At 43.6% G+C, this 15,420-nt stretch carries 16 protein-coding genes and 1 riboswitch; of the genes, 15 read left to right on the top strand and 1 reads right to left on the bottom strand.

Going from position 1 to position 15,420, the window contains the following annotated elements; translation table 11 throughout:
* The first annotated feature begins 5 nt into the window (after nt 1–5).
* The 10 genes from efeB (at nt 6) to ilvD (ending at nt 11,421) form a co-directional block, all read left to right on the top strand.
* On the top strand, nt 6–1,211 hold the full coding sequence (gene efeB, locus SM121_RS06985; RefSeq protein ID WP_320910716.1) for an iron uptake transporter deferrochelatase/peroxidase subunit: 1,206 nt from the start codon (nt 6–8) through the stop codon (nt 1,209–1,211).
* Nucleotides 1,189–2,874, top strand: coding sequence for an FTR1 family iron permease (locus tag SM121_RS06980; protein WP_320910715.1), 1,686 nt, complete (start codon nt 1,189–1,191; stop codon nt 2,872–2,874). The genes efeB and SM121_RS06980 overlap by 23 nt, the downstream gene beginning before the upstream one ends.
* The gene (gene tatC, locus SM121_RS06975) at nt 2,861–3,580 is read left to right on the top strand and encodes a twin-arginine translocase subunit TatC (protein ID WP_320910714.1); all 720 of its coding nucleotides are present in this window, start codon (nt 2,861–2,863) and stop codon (nt 3,578–3,580) included. Before SM121_RS06980 ends, tatC begins: the two co-directional genes overlap by 14 nt.
* On the top strand, nt 3,580–3,777 hold the full coding sequence (locus tag SM121_RS06970; RefSeq protein ID WP_003007243.1) for a Sec-independent protein translocase subunit TatA/TatB: 198 nt from the start codon (nt 3,580–3,582) through the stop codon (nt 3,775–3,777). Before tatC ends, SM121_RS06970 begins: the two co-directional genes overlap by 1 nt.
* Before the next feature lie 425 nt (nt 3,778–4,202).
* The gene (locus SM121_RS06965; protein WP_320910713.1) at nt 4,203–4,928 is read left to right on the top strand and encodes an alpha/beta hydrolase; all 726 of its coding nucleotides are present in this window, start codon (nt 4,203–4,205) and stop codon (nt 4,926–4,928) included.
* Between the two features lie 182 nt (nt 4,929–5,110).
* The gene (gene guaC, locus SM121_RS06960; RefSeq protein ID WP_320910712.1) at nt 5,111–6,094 is read left to right on the top strand and encodes a GMP reductase; all 984 of its coding nucleotides are present in this window, start codon (nt 5,111–5,113) and stop codon (nt 6,092–6,094) included.
* Nucleotides 6,084–6,179: riboswitch (purine riboswitch) on the top strand. Its footprint overlaps the gene before it by 11 nt.
* Before the next feature lie 91 nt (nt 6,180–6,270).
* A complete protein-coding gene (locus tag SM121_RS06955; protein ID WP_003001484.1) occupies nt 6,271–6,852 on the top strand; it encodes a xanthine phosphoribosyltransferase in 582 nt (193 codons plus the stop codon).
* Nucleotides 6,852–8,114 (top strand): nucleobase:cation symporter-2 family protein, encoded by a 1,263-nt coding sequence (locus tag SM121_RS06950; RefSeq protein ID WP_214259902.1) that lies wholly within the window; start codon nt 6,852–6,854, stop codon nt 8,112–8,114. The genes SM121_RS06955 and SM121_RS06950 overlap by 1 nt, the downstream gene beginning before the upstream one ends.
* A 118-nt stretch (nt 8,115–8,232) precedes the next feature.
* Nucleotides 8,233–9,576 (top strand): MATE family efflux transporter, encoded by a 1,344-nt coding sequence (locus tag SM121_RS06945; protein ID WP_270298260.1) that lies wholly within the window; start codon nt 8,233–8,235, stop codon nt 9,574–9,576.
* Between the two features lie 126 nt (nt 9,577–9,702).
* The gene (gene ilvD, locus SM121_RS06940; RefSeq protein WP_320910711.1) at nt 9,703–11,421 is read left to right on the top strand and encodes a dihydroxy-acid dehydratase; all 1,719 of its coding nucleotides are present in this window, start codon (nt 9,703–9,705) and stop codon (nt 11,419–11,421) included.
* 61 nt (nt 11,422–11,482) lie between these two features.
* Here ilvD and SM121_RS06935 read toward each other — a convergent pair whose 3' ends face one another.
* Complete coding sequence (locus tag SM121_RS06935) at nt 11,483–11,665, bottom strand: 4-oxalocrotonate tautomerase (RefSeq protein WP_001117401.1); 183 nt, start codon at nt 11,663–11,665, stop codon at nt 11,483–11,485.
* A gap of 114 nt (nt 11,666–11,779) precedes the next feature.
* Here SM121_RS06935 and SM121_RS06930 point away from each other — a divergent pair, with 114 nt between their 5' ends.
* The 5 genes from SM121_RS06930 to SM121_RS06910 are packed head-to-tail and all read left to right on the top strand — an operon-like array spanning nt 11,780 to nt 15,388.
* The gene (locus SM121_RS06930) at nt 11,780–12,364 is read left to right on the top strand and encodes a thymidine kinase (protein WP_003001444.1); all 585 of its coding nucleotides are present in this window, start codon (nt 11,780–11,782) and stop codon (nt 12,362–12,364) included.
* Nucleotides 12,365–12,385: 21 nt separating this feature from the next.
* Complete coding sequence (locus SM121_RS06925; RefSeq protein WP_320910710.1) at nt 12,386–12,865, top strand: GNAT family N-acetyltransferase; 480 nt, start codon at nt 12,386–12,388, stop codon at nt 12,863–12,865.
* A gap of 9 nt (nt 12,866–12,874) precedes the next feature.
* Nucleotides 12,875–13,954: a peptide chain release factor 1 gene (gene prfA, locus SM121_RS06920; RefSeq protein WP_003007273.1), complete on the top strand. Its 1,080-nt coding sequence runs from the start codon at nt 12,875–12,877 to the stop codon at nt 13,952–13,954.
* The gene (prmC, locus tag SM121_RS06915; protein WP_320910709.1) at nt 13,954–14,790 is read left to right on the top strand and encodes a peptide chain release factor N(5)-glutamine methyltransferase; all 837 of its coding nucleotides are present in this window, start codon (nt 13,954–13,956) and stop codon (nt 14,788–14,790) included. The genes prfA and prmC overlap by 1 nt, the downstream gene beginning before the upstream one ends.
* The gene (locus tag SM121_RS06910; RefSeq protein WP_320910708.1) at nt 14,777–15,388 is read left to right on the top strand and encodes an L-threonylcarbamoyladenylate synthase; all 612 of its coding nucleotides are present in this window, start codon (nt 14,777–14,779) and stop codon (nt 15,386–15,388) included. Before prmC ends, SM121_RS06910 begins: the two co-directional genes overlap by 14 nt.
* Nucleotides 15,389–15,420 lie beyond the last annotated feature (32 nt).

Genomic DNA, 15,420 nt, shown 5'->3' with positions numbered 1-15,420 from the left:
GAAAAATGGCTGACGACAAATTTTTAGATAAAAAAATGGACCGTCGTGAATTTCTTAAAAAAGCAGGTATTGGAGGGGCTGGTCTAGCGCTGGGCCTCTCTGGTGCATCTGCTTTTTTCGCTAATCAAGACAGTTCCAGCAAAAAAGCTTATGATGGAGACGAAGATATCTCCTTTTATGGCAAGCACCAAGCAGGGATTACAGCGCCCATGCAGAAGGCTTGTTACTTGGTTGTGTTAGATCTTCACACGACGGACAAAAAAGAAGTCATCCAGCTCTTTAAAGATTGGACTGATTATAGTAGTAAATTAGTCGAAGGAGAGTTGGTCAAAAAAGATGGTTCCAATGCCCTCTTGCCTCCAACAGATACAGGTGAAACAGTAGGACTCAACCCTTATCGCTTGAGCCTGACTTTTGGGGTTTCGGCTTCCTTTCTAAAGAAACTGGGCTTGGAGGCCAAACGTCCGAAACTATTTCGTGATTTACCCCCATTTCCAAAGGAGCAGTTGCAGGACAAATATACGGGTGGCGATATCGTCATTCAGGCCTGTGCAGATGATGAGCAAGTAGCCTTTCATGCGGTACGAAATCTGATTCGTAAAGGTCGCAATACCATCACCATGAAGTGGAGTAAATCAGGATTTGCAGCTATTGGTGACCGAAAAGAAACGCCGCGCAACCTCTTTGGTTTCAAGGATGGAACAGCAAATGTCACGACTGAGAAGGATTTTGACAAGGTCGTCTGGACTGACAGCAAGGACTGGATGAAGGGTGGTTCTTATATGGCTCTTCGCCTAGTGCAAATGCACTTGGAAACTTGGGACCGAACCAATTTGCAGGAGCAAGAAAACACCTTTGGTCGCTACAAGGAGTCTGGTGCTCCATTTGGTAAAACCAACGAATTTGATGAAGTAGATTTATCTAAACTACCAGTTGATTCACATGTCCGTTTGGCCAAAGAAGTCGATCGACCGATTTTACGCCGGTCATATTCCTATTCGGATGGCATCAATGAACAGACTGGGCAATTTGATGCTGGCTTGATCTTTATCGCCTTTCAAAAGGATCCGAACAGCTTTGTCAAAATCCAAACCAACTTGGGCGCAGTAGACAAAATGAACGAGTATATCACCCATATCGGAAGTGGACTCTTTGCTTGCTTTGCAGGCGTTGAGAAAGGAGGGTATCTTGGTCAAGCACTCTTTGAATAAACTCTTGATCTTGTTCGGCCTTCTTGCCTTGTTCTGGACTCATCCAGTAGCTGCGGAGTCTTATAGCGAACTCTTTATCAAGATCACAGATGCAACAACCGCTGTACAAAATAAGGACCAGAAAAAAGCCAAGGAATTGATCTCTGAGATTCAGGCTGATTTTGAATCCAAAGACCACCATGATTCCAAGGCAGGGAAAAAAGTTAGCCAAGCCCTGACTATAAAAGGGGAGGTAACCAAAGACGATCTCACCAAGATCTCATCAGCCTTGCTGGCTTTTGAAAAAGAGCAAAATCCGGTCGATTTAGAGGCGGAAAAAGACAAACTCGTGAGTCGCCTCGCACCTTCTTTTAAGAACCTACAAAATGCCATTACAGCTAAGGATCTGGATAAAACCCGTCAAACCTATGCCGATCTCAATAATACCTGGACGCGAAACGAAGCAGTGGTAAGAGATCACAGCACAGCCTACTATGGCAAAATCGAGACGGCCATTTCCCTCTTGCGCAGTAGTATTGAAACAGAGCCTACCGATTTTACCAACATCCAGTCCTCTTATGACGACCTCAAAAATGGGATTGATGCCTTTGTAAAAGGAGAGGCCATTAGCAGTGCCAGTACGGATTTGACGCTGAACGATGGGATCAAGCTTTTGGAGAAGGCGCAAAGCCAATTCCAAGCTGGGGATGAAAAGTCTGCTGCAGCGACTATGAAGCAGTTCATCACGATCTGGCCAACTATCGAAGAGGATGTTAGCACGACCAATCCCAGTCTCTACACGCGCGTAGAAAGTGAATCCCCGGTCATTATGGTCAAGGGGAAAGAAAAGGCCTATCAAGAGAAATTACAAGCCTTGATCAAGGACCTGTCTGCGATCGATACTACAGCTTCTTACAACGCTTTTGATGCCATGTTGATTCTTCTGCGTGAAGGAGTAGAAGCGCTGCTGATTGTCATGGCGCTTGTGACGACCCTTAAGGCCGCTAAGATGAGGAAAGGCCTCAAATGGGTCTACGGTGGAGCCATTGCTGGTGTTCTTGCCAGTGCAGTGATCGCTATTGTTTTGCAAGTAGCTTTTCCAGCCGTTACTTCGGGGGCTAACCGGGAAATCATTGAAGGTGGCGTTGGGATTTTCGCTGTAGTCATGATGATTCTCGTCGGAATTTGGCTCCACAGCAAGTCCTCTGTCAAACAGTGGAATGCCTTTATGGACCGTCAAATGAAGACCGTGACGGCTACAGGAAGCTTTGTCTCTATGTTTGCTCTCAGTTTCTTAGCAGTCTTTCGTGAAGGGGCTGAGACCATTCTCTTTTATGTCGGGATCATTCCGCGGATTACAACTGCGAATTTCTTACTGGGAATCGGGCTTGCTATAGCTGTTCTCATCATCATTGCAGTGGCAATGACCAAGGCTAGTCAAGCTATCCAACCTCATAGAATCTTTTTCATTTTGACTTGGTTGATTTATGCCTTGGCCTTCAAGATGCTCGGTGTCAGTATCCACGCCCTTCAGTTGACCAATATCCTCCCTAGCCATTTGGTCAATGGACTTCCAACCATCGATTGGGCGGGAATCTATCCAAGTTGGGAAGTTCTTCTTCCCCAACTAATCTTTGTGGCCTTGATCGCCCTTATCACGGTGAGACAGCATGGCAAAGAGTAGAGCAGATGAAATGACCATTGTTGAACATTTGGTCGAATTTCGAAAACGATTGATCGCAGTGGTCTTATGTTATATTATCGTCTTCATCGTAGCCTTTGTATTTGGTGGAGAACTCTACCAAGCCTTGACGGCTAGCCTGCGTCAAAAACTGCTGGTACTGGGACCAAATGATATCCTCTGGATCTATGTATCGCTGGCTAATCTCACAGCCTTTAGCCTAACCTTGCCCTTTATTGTCTACCAGATTTGGCAATTTGTAAGGCCGGCTTTGAAGGAGAAGGAGGCGCGTGCAGTCTTTGCCTACATCCCAGCTAGCTTTATTTGCTTTGTGTTGGGACTTGCATTTGGTTATTTCTTTGTTAGCCCAGCTATTTTAGAGGTCTTGATGCGCTTGGGAGAAGGGCTGTTTGATACCCAATTGACGGCACAAAATTATCTAACCTTCTTATGGCACACCACCTTGCCTTTAGGGGTCTTGTTCGAGTTACCAGTTTTGGTCGCTTTTCTGACCTCGATTGGGCTCTTGACACCACAGTTTTTAATAACCTACCGACGATACGCATACTTTGTCCTGCTGGTCTTAGCCGTCGTGCTAACACCTGCAGACTTTATCAGTGACTTGGCCATGACACTCCCTTTGATCCTCTTATTTGAAGTCAGTGTCGCCATCAGTAAAGTCATCTATTCAAGAAAAAGGAGAAACTAATGGGAATTTTACGTGATATTGGAGCACCAGGATTGATCATCATCATCCTGGGCGCCCTCTTGATTTTTGGACCAAAACGACTGCCAGAGTTGGGTCAGTCCATCGGCAAAATGTTTGCTGAATTTAAGACTGCTGTCAATAAAGGCAGTGAAGAAGCTGATCAAGACACCAAAGAAGCTAAAGAAGAAAAAGAATAATCAGACAATTTTCAAAATTCTATTGAGTTCGATTGCATAAAAAGGTATAATAAGACAAGTACTTGCAATCGACGAAGGAGGAAACCATGATTATTACGATTTTGTCACTCATTTTCTATTTCAGCTATATCGGATTCTTATGCTGGTTGGTCGTAAAAATTGTCGAAAAATTGTTCAATTTCTTGTTGAACCGTTAATAAAGAAACAATCCATTTCACCCCGAGTGAGTGGATTTTTTGTTTCTCGTTCATTCAGTTAGAAGCAAATAGTAAGAGACCTCAAGAATCTCTTTTTGTGTATCCAATTCCCCTAGCTAGTGACTAACTTGAACTTCAAACTGTATTTCGGTATGATAGTAGGGGAAGGATGACTAAATATGTATAGCTTTCATAAGCTTTTATTCTTATAGAAAAGAGACAAAACACATGCAGTATTATTTTATTGGTGGCCTAGGTGGTAATGGCTACCATCTGGCTCCACTTATTGATGAGCTAGGCTTTCCTGTGACCTTTCTAGATCCCTATAGGGAAATGATTCAGACAGAAAACGATCTTCGTGCTTGGTTTCAAGATCGGATCGGCCAGGCGGAAGAGATCTGTTTATTGGGGCATTCCTTGGGTGGAGATTTGGCTCGTTATCTGGCTGGCGAGTTTCTTCAGATTCGAGCTCTGATTCTCCTGGATGGGGGTTATTTGGATATGGAAAAGATCCTGCCTCTTGAAGAAGAGCTAGAAGGAACGGCGTCTTTCATGCAGCAGCAAGTCTTTGCAACTTTAGAAGAAGCTGTGTTATCAGAACTTGGTGATGGAGCAGATCCTACTCCTATAGCGCGAAAAGCGGTAGAGGCTAGCTATCGTTGGAATCCAGTGAGTGAACAATATGAATTAAATCTGGATCTCGAAAAGGTCATGGCTTTATTGCGTATACGGCGTCAGATCAAGACTTACCAGATTCCACTGGCAGACCTGCCTGTCCTTTTTATTGGACCTCAATACCAAGAAGAGCCTGAATGGAGAAAAGAAGCTCTGAAGCAACTAGATCCCCAGATCAAGCAAGTCTTGCTAGATGGTTTGGGGCACGAACTGTATACAGAGGCGCCAGAAATTGTAGCTAGAGAAGTCAACAATTGGCTCCAAAATGTTCATAAATAAAACCTGTTTCTCTGTTTGAAACAGGTTTTTGTCTTGTAATTTCCGAACGTTGTTTCCTATAAAATCATTCCCGTTGCATTAGGTCCGTATCTTTGGTATAATCTATCAAGGAAACGTCAAGAGACGTAGCGATGCGCTTGCGCATAGGTAGGTCAGCTTTTAGAAAAGAGATTTTTCAATCTATGTTAAATGAATTTCCTATTTTCGACTATGAAGATATTCAGTTGATTCCCAACAAATGTATCATCAATAGCCGGTCAGAAGCAGACACAACTGTCCAATTTGGGAAGCATACCTTCAAGCTTCCAGTGGTTCCTGCAAATATGCAGACAATCTTGGATGAGAATGTGGCAGAGCAGTTGGCGCGTGGTGGTTATTTCTACATCATGCACCGTTTTGATGAAGCGGGTCGGATTCCTTTTGTCAAACGCATGCATGAGCAAGGTTTGATCGCTTCCATTTCGGTTGGTGTTAAGGAATACGAATACGACTTTGTGAGTCAACTGAAGGCAGATGCGCCTGAGTACATCACTATTGATATCGCACACGGTCATGCGGAGAGTGTCATTCGGATGATTCAACACATCAAGAAACAATTACCAGATACCTTTGTCATTGCTGGAAATGTTGGAACACCTGAAGCTGTTCGTGAATTGGAAAATGCGGGAGCTGATGCGACTAAGGTCGGGATCGGCCCTGGTAAGGTTTGTATCACCAAAGTGAAGACTGGATTTGGTACAGGTGGTTGGCAATTGGCTGCTCTTCGCTGGTGCTCAAAAGCAGCGCGTAAGCCAATAATTGCGGACGGTGGTATTCGGACCCATGGTGATATAGCCAAATCGATTCGTTTCGGGGCGTCTATGGTCATGATTGGTTCTCTCTTTGCAGGCCATATCGAAAGTCCTGGTAAAACAGTAGAGATTGATGGAGAGTCTTTCAAAGAGTACTATGGATCTGCTTCAGAGTACCAAAAAGGCGCTTATAAAAACGTCGAAGGTAAGAAGATTTTATTGCCTGCCAAGGGTCATTTGCAAGACACCTTAACGGAAATGGAACAAGATTTGCAAAGTTCGATCTCTTATGCAGGAGGCCGAAAATTAGCAGATTTGAAACACGTTGACTATGTGATCGTTAAGAATTCTATCTGGAATGGCGATGCACACTAATTGAATTACTTATTTATTTCACGAATGGGCGTGATGTTTCTACAAGGTGCCGGAACACCTAACAATAAGTAAGTCGGGATTATTTCTCTTTTTAGAGAGATTTCAAGGCTTGCTTAGCAGGCCTTTTTGTGTTTTATGATTGAAGTAGAGGATTTTTTAAAAAAGTAGGAGGAAGTATGAAATTACTGGAAGAGCGCATCTTAAAAGATGGCAATGTTTTAGGTGAGAATATCCTCAAGGTGGACTCCTTTTTGACCCACCAAGTGGATTTTAAATTGATGAAAGAAATTGGTCAGACTTTTGCGGACCGTTTTAAAGATGCTGGCGTGACGAAAGTCGTAACCATTGAAGCATCTGGGATTGCACCAGCCCTTTATGTAGCTGAAGCCTTGGATGTTCCCATGATCTTTGCTAAGAAGGCGAAAAACATCACGATGAATGAGGGCATCTTGACGGCTGAGGTTTATTCCTTTACCAAGCAAGTCACCAGCACCGTTTCGATTGCGGGTAAATTCTTGGATCCATCGGATAAGGTTTTGATCATTGACGATTTCCTTGCAAATGGGCAAGCAGCCAAAGGGTTGATTCAAATCATCGAACAAGCTGGTGCTCAAGTCGAAGCGATTGGGATCGTGATTGAAAAATCCTTCCAAGATGGACGGGGATTGTTAGAAGAGTTGGGATATCCAGTTGTATCCCTCGCACGTTTGGACCGTTTTGAAAATGGTCAGGTTGTATTTAAGGAGGCAGACATCTAATGCAAAAACAAGAAAGCCATTCACAGGCGGCCATTCTAGGCTTGCAACACCTTTTGGCCATGTATTCGGGATCTATTTTGGTACCGATCATGATCGCAGGAGCTTTGGGCTATAACGCTCATCAACTAACCTACCTCATATCTACAGATATCTTCATGTGTGGGGTCGCAACTTTCCTTCAAGTGCAGCTCAATAAATACTTTGGGATCGGTCTTCCGGTAGTCCTTGGGGTTGCCTTCCAGTCTGTGGCACCTCTCAGCATGATCGGGGCTAGCCATGGTAGTGGGGCCATGTTTGGTGCCTTGATTGTCTCAGGGATTTATGTAATCCTTGTCTCTGGTTTCTTCTCTAAGATTGCCAATCTCTTCCCATCTATTGTAACGGGATCCGTTATTACCACCATTGGTTTGACCTTGATTCCAGTAGCGATTGGAAATATGGGAAATAATGCGCCAAAACCAACCGTTCAAAGCTTGATCTTGGCTGTGGTGACTATTCTCATCATTTTAGTTGTTAATATCTATACGACTGGTTTTATTAAATCCATTTCAATTTTGATTGGTTTGATCACAGGTACTGCCATTGCGGCTTCTATGGGCTTGGTAGACTTCACACCTGTAGCTCAAGCACCAGTCGTTCACGTTCCAACACCTTTCTTCTTTGGAGCTCCTAAGTTTGAAATCACCTCAATCGTCATGATGTGTATCATCGCGACAGTTTCTATGGTGGAATCAACAGGTGTCTATCTTGCTCTTTCTGATATTACCAAAGATCCAATTAATAGCACGCGCCTTCGCAATGGTTATCGCGCTGAAGGGTTGGCCGTCCTTCTCGGCGGTATCTTCAATACCTTCCCATACACTGGATTCTCACAAAATGTTGGCTTGGTCAAATTGTCTGGTATCAAGACTCGTCTTCCAATCTACTATGCGGCTGGTTTCCTTGTTCTTCTTGGTCTCCTTCCTAAGTTTGGAGCTTTAGCACAAATCATTCCAAGTCCAGTTCTTGGGGGAGCGATGCTGGTCATGTTTGGTTTTGTATCGATTCAAGGGATGCAGATTCTTGCGCGTGTTGATTTTGAACACAATGAGCACAATTTCTTGATCGCTGCTGTATCGATTGCTGCAGGGGTTGGTTTGAACAACAGCACCCTCTTCAATGGCCTTCCAACAGGATTCCAAATGTTCTTTGCTAACGGAATTGTCGTTGCCAGTGTCTTGGCGATCGTTCTCAACGCTATTTTAAACCGCAATAAACACTAATTACAGATGAACCGGAGGTCCTTGGATCTTCGGCTTTTTTTGACTTTTAAGGAAACATATAGTAGAGTGGAAGAGGAGAAAATCTTATTTCTTATTTGATGAGAAGAGAGTTAGAATCATGTATGTAACCTATCACTTTAAAGAGCGCTTGCGCTTGTTTTTGAGTCTATTTTTGCCGATTTTAATCTACCAATTGGCCAATTATTCAGCCAGCTTTGTTGATACAGCCATGACTGGTCAGTACCGGACCCTTGATTTGGCTGGTGTTTCGACAGCTACCAGTCTGTGGAATCCATTTTTTACTTTCCTGACCGGGATTGTCTCTGCGCTGACGCCGATTGTTGGGCATCATTTAGGAAAGGGAAATAAAGAACGGATTGCTGGCGATTTTTACCAATTCCTCTATATGTCATTTGGTATGGCCATTCTCTTAATAGGCTTTGTTTGGGGCATTGCACCCATGATTCTCAAGCAGATCGGTTTAGAAAATGTTGTTGCCCAAATAGCTATTCGCTATTTATATTTCCTTTCTCTGGGAATCTTACCCTTGTTGCTCTTTAGTATCGTGCGGACCTTCCTCGATACCTTGGGAATGACGCGTCTATCGATGTACTTGATGCTCTTGCTTTTGCCTCTCAATGCTTGTTTTAACTATATCCTGATCTATGGAGCATTTGGTTTTCCTGAGATGGGAGGAGCAGGAGCAGGTCTTGGAACCTCTCTGGCCTACTGGGTCCTGCTGGTGATTGCGGTTTTGATCTTGTGCAAACACCCTAAGGTAGCACCTTTCCAATTGTGGAAGCCGCAGCCTTATGATTTTAAAGGGATGAAAGAGGTATTGCGACTTGGGCTTCCAATCGGTGGAATTGTTTTTGCAGAAGTCATCATCTTCTCGCTCGTTGGTCTATTAATGGCAAAATTCCCATCACTCACCATCGCGAGTCACCAATCAGCCATGAATTTTTCTACCCTGATGTATGCTTTCCCGGTTAGTATCTCCAGTACCATGGCGATTATCGTATCTTACGAACTGGGAGCAGGAAGACCAGAAGTCGTCAAACAATACTGCCGTTTGGGCCGGCTGACAGCCTTTGGCTTTGCCATTGTCACCCTGGTCTTTCTCTATACATTCCGCTTCCAACTGGCAGGACTATATGGCAAGGATCCAATCTTTGTGCAACAAACAGCGATTTTCATGACCTATAGCCTCTTTTTCCAAGTGGCTGATACTTTTGCAGCCCCCCTTCAAGGGATTTTGCGGGGTTATAAGGATACAACGGTTCCTTTCTTATTAGGAGTCTTTAGTTATTGGTGTATCTCTATCCCACTAGGGATTTTCCTTGACCATGTGACCAACCTCGGTCCCTATGCTTATTGGATCGGCCTTATTTCTAGCCTTGTCGTGAGTGGAATTTGTTACCAACTTCGGCTCTGGCAGATCGAAAAAAAGCAAACAAACTAAAATGAAGTCTGGGAAACCAGACTTTTTGTGTACCGTGAATATTATAAATTTTCTGAAAGTTCTTGACAATTGATGTCAAAGTGGTAAGATTAGGAGGTAGAAATGAAGAACTAGAAGGAGAACAAGATGAGAAGTGATATGATCAAAATGGGGATTGACCGAGCACCAGCGCGTGGTCTCCTCTATGCAACAGGGCAAGTAAAATCAGCAAAGGATATGCAAAAGCCCTTTATTGCCATTTGTAACTCCTATATTGATATCGTTCCAGGACATGTTCACCTGCGTGAATTAGCGGATGTTGCTAAGGAGGCTATCCGCGAGGCTGGTGGGATTCCTTTTGAATTTAATACCATCGGTGTCGATGACGGGATTGCTATGGGCCATATCGGGATGCGTTATAGTTTGCCATCTCGCGAGTTGATCGCAGATGCTGCTGAAACAGTCATCAATGCCCACTGGTTTGATGGTGTTTTCTATATTCCCAACTGTGATAAGATTACACCAGGAATGATTTTAGCTGCCATGCGGACCAATGTGCCTGCCGTATTTTGTTCTGGTGGACCCATGAAGGGTGGCGTTGACATGACGGGGCATCAAGCGACGCTCTCAAGTTTGTTTGAAGCTGTAGGTACTTATCAAGCTGGTGATATGAGCATGGATGAGCTCGATTTCTTGGAAAAAAATGCCTGCCCAACCTGTGGCTCTTGCTCTGGTATGTTTACTGCCAATTCCATGAACTGTTTGATGGAAGTATTAGGCCTTGCTCTTCCTGGAAATGGTACCATCCTAGCGGTTTCAGATGAACGTCGTGAATTGGTTCGCCAAGCGGCTAAACAATTGGTAGAGAATATTAAAAAGGATATCCGTCCACGGGATATTGTGACCAAAGAAGCCATCGACGATGCCTTTGCGCTCGATATGGCCATGGGTGGTTCAACCAATACTGTGCTTCATACGCTCGCAATTGCGCGTGAAGCAGGGATTGACTATGATCTCAAAGATATCAACGAAATTGCCAAGAAGACACCTTATCTCTCTAAGATTGCACCTTCAAGTGTTTATACGATGCATGATGTGCATGAAGCTGGTGGTGTACCAGCCATTATCAATCAGTTGATCAAAAAAGGTGCCATTAAGGGTGATCGTATCACAGTTACTGGTAAAACCTTGAAAGAAAACGTAGCTGGTGCTGAAATCAAAAATGAAGAAATTATCCATCCAATCGAACATCCTATTTCACCTGTAGGTGGTTTGTCGATCCTCTACGGAAATATCGCTCAGGATGGAGCTGTTATCAAGGTCGGTGGGGTCGATCCATCTGTGACTACTTTCCGTGGTAAAGCTATTTGTTGCGATTCACAAGATCAAGCCCTTGAGTTGATTGACAATGGAACAGTCAAGAAGGGCCATGTCGTTGTTATTCGTTACGAGGGTCCTCAGGGTGGTCCTGGTATGCCAGAGATGCTAGCGCCAACCTCTAAGATTGTCGGACGCGGTCTTGGTAAGGATGTGGCACTGATTACGGATGGTCGTTTCTCAGGAGCTACTCGTGGGATTGCTATTGGTCACGTTTCTCCAGAGGCAGCAGAAGGTGGAAATATCGCCTTGATTGAAGACGGGGACGAAATCGTGATTGACCTACCAAATCGTACTATTGATTTGCTTGTCGATGATGCAACCCTTGCAGAACGTCGCAAACATTTGAAACCATTCAAATCAAAAATTTCCAGCGGTTGGTTGCGTCGCTATACAGCCTTTGCCAAATCAGCTAATCTTGGCGGAACTTTGATGAGTGACGAAGAATTCGAAGAACGGAAAGCAGAACGTCAAGCTCAAGAAAAATAAAACAAAAACCTTTCCTGCTATGTGATATCACAAGCAAGAAAGGCTTTTTTTAGCGGAAATATTATTTGGTGCGCATTTCACCTTGAGGGAAGTAAGTGCCTTCAGGCATATCATTAATGATAACGTGAACAGCTGACTGAGGAGCGCCAGTATTGCGGACAACAGCTTCCGTTACTTCTTTAGCGAGGGCTTTCTTTTGTTCCAAGGTGCGTCCTTCAAAAAGGTCAATTCGTACAAATGGCATATGGCCACCTCCTAAATTTTTTATAGGACTATTTTATCACATTTTGGGATACAAAGCTTAGCAAAATTATGGTAAAATGATAATGAAACACATTTTAGAGAGAACAAAAGGAAAATGGCACAATTATATTATAAATATGGGACCATGAACTCGGGGAAAACCATTGAGATCTTGAAGGTGGCCCATAATTATGAAGAGCAAGGCAAGAGCGTCGTCATCATGACCTCGGCAATCGATACACGAGATGGAGTTGGAGTAGTTTCTAGCCGGATCGGTATGAAACGAGAAGCTGTTGCAATTGAAGACGATACGGATATCTTTGGTTTTATTAAAAACCAAGCAATCAAACCTTACTGTGTCTTAATTGATGAAGCTCAATTTTTGAAACGACACCATGTCTATGACTTGGCAAGAGTCGTGGATGAACTGGATGTGCCGGTCATGGCTTTTGGCCTCAAAAATGATTTCCGAAATGAACTCTTTGAAGGTTCCAAACACCTCCTCTTGTTAGCCGACAAGATCGAGGAGATCAAAACCATCTGCCAATACTGTTCCCGCAAGGCGACCATGGTCTTGCGTACCCAAGCGGGTAAACCTGTCTATGATGGAGAGCAGATCCAGATCGGTGGACACGAGACCTATATCTCGGTTTGCCGCAAGCATTATTTTAATCCAGACATACCAACCGAAAGCGTCTAGAACGTTTTAGAGAGGATAATAATGTCTATTTGTTTAAAAGATATTACAATAGAGAATTATTTTGACGTTTTAAATCTAGAAGTTCATCCAAATCAAAGGAATTTTATTGCATCCAATTCCATTAGTTTAGCTGAAGCCTATGTATATGATAAAAATGGTGATTTTATAGCTCCCTTAGCAGTTTATGATAAGGAAGTATTAGTTGGTTTTGTTATAATTGCCTATGACCAGAAAATTGAGATCAGCAAGGGGAACTACTTGTTATTTCGTTTTATGATCGATAAACGATTTCAAGGTTTAGGCTATTTTAAACCGACTATGGATGCAGTCATTGACTTTGTTCAAACAGAGCCAGCTGGAAAAGCGACAAGTCTTTGGTTATCTTATGAACCGGAAAATAATCAAGCGAGATCTTGCTATCTCCATTATGGATTTAAAGAAACTGGCGAAGTCATAGAAGACGAAATTGTAGCAATCTATGATCTAACAACCAAGAATTAAGGAGCGAACATGAATATCTATGATCAACTACAGGCTGTAGAAGACCGATACGAAGAGTTAGGAGAGTTATTGAGTGACCCAGATGTGGTCTCTGATACCAAACGTTTTATGGAGCTTTCAAAAGAAGAGGCTTCCACTCGTGATACGGTGACAGCATACCGAGAGTACAAGCAAGTCCTTCAAAACATTGTTGACGCTGAGGAAATGATTAAGGAAGCAGGCGGCGATGCGGACTTGGAAGAAATGGCCAAGCAAGAGCTAAAAGATGCAAAGGCTGAAAAGGAAGAGTACGAAGAAAAACTGAAGATCTTACTTCTTCCAAAAGATCCAAACGATGACAAGAACATTATCTTGGAAATCCGTGGAGCAGCTGGAGGAGACGAAGCCCAATTGTTTGCTGGTGACCTCTTGCAGATGTACCAAAAATACGCAGAAAGCCAAGGCTGGCGTTTTGAAGTCATGGAAGCTTCCTACAATGGCGTTGGTGGGATTAAAGAAGTCGTAGCCATGGTTTCTGGTCAATCGGTTTATTCAAAACTCAAGTATGAATCTGGTGCCCACCGGGTGCAACGAGTTCCTGTGACAGAAAGCCAAGGTCGTGTCCATACTTCGACTGCTACAGTTCTGGTTATGCCAGAAATTGAAGAAGTCGAGTACGACATTGATCCAAAAGACCTTCGGATTGATATCTACCACGCATCTGGTGCGGGTGGACAGAACGTCAATAAGGTCGCTACAGCCGTTCGTATCGTCCACTTGCCAACCAATATCAAGGTTGAGATGCAGGAAGAACGGACGCAACAGAAGAACCGCGAAAAAGCCATGAAGATCATCCGTGCGCGTGTGGCTGACCACTTTGCTCAGATTGCCCAAGACGAGCAAGACGCTGAGCGGAAGTCTACTATCGGGACTGGTGACCGTTCAGAGCGGATCCGGACTTACAACTTCCCTCAAAACCGTGTGACTGATCACCGGATTGGTTTGACCCTTCAAAAACTGGACACCATCTTATCTGGTAAATTAGATGAAGTGGTCGATGCTTTGGTCTTGTATGATCAAACACAAAAATTAGAAGAGTTGAACAAATAATGTTGTTGGGACCATTATTAGCCCAGTATGAAGAAGAATTAATAGCCGTTGGAGAGGAAGCAGAAAGCCTCTCCTTCGCGTATCGTGCTTTAAAACACTGGACCTTTACAGACTTTGTCCTTGCCTTGCAAAAAGAAGTGGAAGTAGAGGATCAGGCCTTGCTTGAATCCATCTTTGAGCAGTTGAAACATCACGTCCCTGCCCAGTATATTATTGGGAGCGCCGAATTTTGTGGCCATGTTTTTACAGTTGATGAGCGCGTGCTGATTCCACGACCTGAAACGGAAGAATTGGTCGCTCTCATTCTGGAAGAAAATGATGGGGATACCTTACAAGTTCTGGATATCGGAACAGGAAGTGGGGCCATTGCCATTAGCCTAGCCCTCGCTAGATCTACCTGGCAGGTTCAAGCTAGTGATGTCTCAGAAGAGGCTTTAGCCCTGGCTCAAGAAAATGCCAAGCAATTAGAAGCTGTCCTTGAATTCAAGTCGTCAGATGTACTGGACGAACTAGAAGGTCCTTATGACCTGATTGTGTCCAACCCTCCCTATATCTCTCGGGATGATGTAGAAGAGGTTGGAGCCAATGTTTTAGCCTCTGAACCCCACTTAGCTCTTTTTGCGGATCGTGATGGATATGCCATCTACGAAAAGATTGCCCAGCAAGCACCAAGTGTTTTAACACCAGACGGAAAGATCTATCTAGAAATTGGCTATAAGCAAGGAAGCAAAGTAAAAGAGCTCTTTCAAGAAGCGTTTCCTGACAAACGCGTTCGCGTTCTGAAAGACCAATTTGGACAAGATAGGATGGTAGTAGTAGACAATGGATCACATTGAGAAAGAATTAGAAGCAGGACGTGCGGTTATTCTGCCAACTGAAACAGTCTATGGTATTTTTGCCAAAGCTTTGAATCAAGAGGCAGTTGATTATATATACGAATTAAAACGTAGACCGAGAGACAAGGCTCTGAATTTAAATGTAGCCGGCGAAGAAGATATTCGACTTTATTCGAAAAATCAACCTGGCTATTTAACAAAACTGATTGATTCATTTTTACCAGGGCCTCTGACTATTATTCTTCAGGCGAATAAAAAGGTACCAGACTGGATTCATTCAAGATTGGATACAGTTGGTTTTCGTATTCCGGCTCACCCAAAAACGTTGGAATTAATTCGTAAATACGGTCCTTTAGTTGGTCCCTCGGCCAATCTTTCAGGTCATGCAAGTGGAACAAAGTATCAGGCTATTATAAGCGAGTTTGATCAAGTGGTTCCTGGTATAGAGGATGATGAATTTCTGACTGGTCAAGATTCAACTATCCTAGATATCTCTGGTTCCAAGGCCAGGATTTTGCGCCAAGGTTCGATTACCAAAGCTGATTTGCTTGCACAAGTGCCCGAACTTTCCTTTGAGGAAGATGAACTTCCTCAGTGATAATGTACATAAATAATTTTTTATAAAGGAGT

The organism is Streptococcus sp. S1 (assembly GCF_034137685.1).
Lineage (GTDB): Bacteria > Bacillota > Bacilli > Lactobacillales > Streptococcaceae > Streptococcus > Streptococcus dentalis.
The sequence above is the reverse complement of the archived record's forward strand: the minus strand, read 5'-3'. Positions and strand labels throughout refer to the sequence as shown.

Coding starts and splice junctions, on each gene's coding strand:
- guaC (WP_320910712.1), top strand. CDS start 5,111: ATGTTAAATGAATTTCCTATTTTCGACTATGAAGATATTCAGTTGATT.
- SM121_RS06945 (WP_270298260.1), top strand. CDS start 8,233: ATGTATGTAACCTATCACTTTAAAGAGCGCTTGCGCTTGTTTTTGAGT.
- SM121_RS06910 (WP_320910708.1), top strand. CDS start 14,777: ATGGATCACATTGAGAAAGAATTAGAAGCAGGACGTGCGGTTATTCTG.
- SM121_RS06935 (WP_001117401.1), bottom strand. CDS start 11,665: ATGCCATTTGTACGAATTGACCTTTTTGAAGGACGCACCTTGGAACAA.
- efeB (WP_320910716.1), top strand. CDS start 6: ATGGCTGACGACAAATTTTTAGATAAAAAAATGGACCGTCGTGAATTT.
- ilvD (WP_320910711.1), top strand. CDS start 9,703: ATGAGAAGTGATATGATCAAAATGGGGATTGACCGAGCACCAGCGCGT.
- SM121_RS06965 (WP_320910713.1), top strand. CDS start 4,203: ATGCAGTATTATTTTATTGGTGGCCTAGGTGGTAATGGCTACCATCTG.
- SM121_RS06950 (WP_214259902.1), top strand. CDS start 6,852: ATGCAAAAACAAGAAAGCCATTCACAGGCGGCCATTCTAGGCTTGCAA.
- SM121_RS06930 (WP_003001444.1), top strand. CDS start 11,780: ATGGCACAATTATATTATAAATATGGGACCATGAACTCGGGGAAAACC.
- SM121_RS06925 (WP_320910710.1), top strand. CDS start 12,386: ATGTCTATTTGTTTAAAAGATATTACAATAGAGAATTATTTTGACGTT.
- tatC (WP_320910714.1), top strand. CDS start 2,861: ATGGCAAAGAGTAGAGCAGATGAAATGACCATTGTTGAACATTTGGTC.
- prmC (WP_320910709.1), top strand. CDS start 13,954: ATGTTGTTGGGACCATTATTAGCCCAGTATGAAGAAGAATTAATAGCC.
- prfA (WP_003007273.1), top strand. CDS start 12,875: ATGAATATCTATGATCAACTACAGGCTGTAGAAGACCGATACGAAGAG.
- SM121_RS06970 (WP_003007243.1), top strand. CDS start 3,580: ATGGGAATTTTACGTGATATTGGAGCACCAGGATTGATCATCATCATC.
- SM121_RS06955 (WP_003001484.1), top strand. CDS start 6,271: ATGAAATTACTGGAAGAGCGCATCTTAAAAGATGGCAATGTTTTAGGT.